The 1,114-nt window shown below is 61.2% G+C and carries 3 protein-coding genes and 1 pseudogene; all 4 read right to left on the bottom strand.

The features are described 5' to 3' along the window. Positions 1-129, bottom strand: a 129-nt coding sequence (locus tag CJP72_RS24955) for a small ribosomal subunit protein uS17 (protein ID WP_446714990.1), incomplete at its 3' end; no start/stop codon positions are given. 54 nt (positions 130-183) lie between these two features. After that, entirely contained in the window at positions 184-369 is a 186-nt protein-coding gene (gene rpmC / locus CJP72_RS24950; protein WP_004154487.1) for a 50S ribosomal protein L29, read from the bottom strand. Then, positions 369-792, bottom strand: a pseudogene (gene rplP, locus CJP72_RS24945) (50S ribosomal protein L16). Before rplP ends, rpmC begins: the two are co-directional and overlap by 1 nt. Positions 793-797: 5 nt before the next feature. Continuing rightward, on the bottom strand, positions 798-1,114 hold a 317-nt coding region (gene rpsC, locus CJP72_RS25975; protein WP_162383901.1), incomplete at its 5' end, for a 30S ribosomal protein S3.

The following is a 1,114-nucleotide window of genomic DNA, read 5'->3' as shown; positions in this document are numbered from 1 at the left end:
GTGGGCGTGCAGCTTGGTCGAGCGCTTGATGTACTTGCCGTACAGCGCGTGCTTGACCTGACGCTCAACCAGGACGGTAACCGTCTTGTCCATCTTGTTGCTGACGACACGGCCTTCGACCGTGCGCAGCGTCTTCTNNGCGCAGCGTCTTCTTTTCAGTATTGTCGCTCATAGCGGCCATCCTTACTTCGTGCTGCCGAGCAGGGTCTTGACGCGAGCAATCTCGCGACGGACCCGGCGAATGTCGTGGGTCTTCGGCAGCTGGCCGGTGACCTGCTGCATACGGACAGAGAACTGTTCCTTACGCAGGTCGATCAGATGGGCCTTGAGTTCGTCAGCCGACTTTTCACGGAGAGTTTTGATATCCATCAGCGCACCGTACGGGTCACGAAAGTGGTGGTGACCGAGAGCTTGGCGGCGGCCAGGCGGAACGCCTCGCGAGCCACTTCCTCGGAAACACCCTCGATTTCATAGATCATGCGGCCGGGCTGGATCTGGGCCACCCAGTATTCCACGTTGCCCTTACCAGAACCCATTCGGACTTCGATGGGCTTCTTGGTGATGGGCTTGTCGGGGAACACGCGGATCCACATCTTGCCGCCGCGCTTGACGTAGCGGCTGATCGAGCGGCGGGCCGCTTCGATCTGACGCGCGGTCAGCTGACCGTGTGCNNCCGTGTGCGGTTGCCTTCAGGCCGTATTCGCCGAAGCTGACAGCGTTGGCGCTCCAGCTCAGGCCATCGTTACGGCCCTTGTGTACCTTGCGGTACTTGGTTCGCTTGGGTTGCAACATTGTCGTTACCTCGCTTCACGGGCCGGGCGCTGACGGTCACCACGGTCGCCGCGATCGTGACGATCGTTGCGCGACGGGGTGTCGTCCTGCTTTTCCTGGCCAACCTGGGAGAAATCGAAGACCTCGCCCTTGTAGATCCAGACCTTGATGCCGATGATGCCGTAGGTCGTCTTGGCTTCAGCGAAGCCATAGTCGATGTCGGCACGCAGGGTGTGCAGCGGCACGCGGCCTTCGCGGTACCACTCCGAACGGGCAATTTCTGCACCGTTGAGGCGGCCACCGACGTTGACCTTGATGCCCAGGGCACCCAGGCGCATCGCGT

Origin of the sequence: Citrobacter sp. NCU1 (assembly GCF_010231475.1) — a bacterium.
Lineage (GTDB): Bacteria > Pseudomonadota > Gammaproteobacteria > Enterobacterales > Enterobacteriaceae > Citrobacter_D.
The sequence above is the reverse complement of the archived record's forward strand: the minus strand, read 5'-3'. Positions and strand labels throughout refer to the sequence as shown.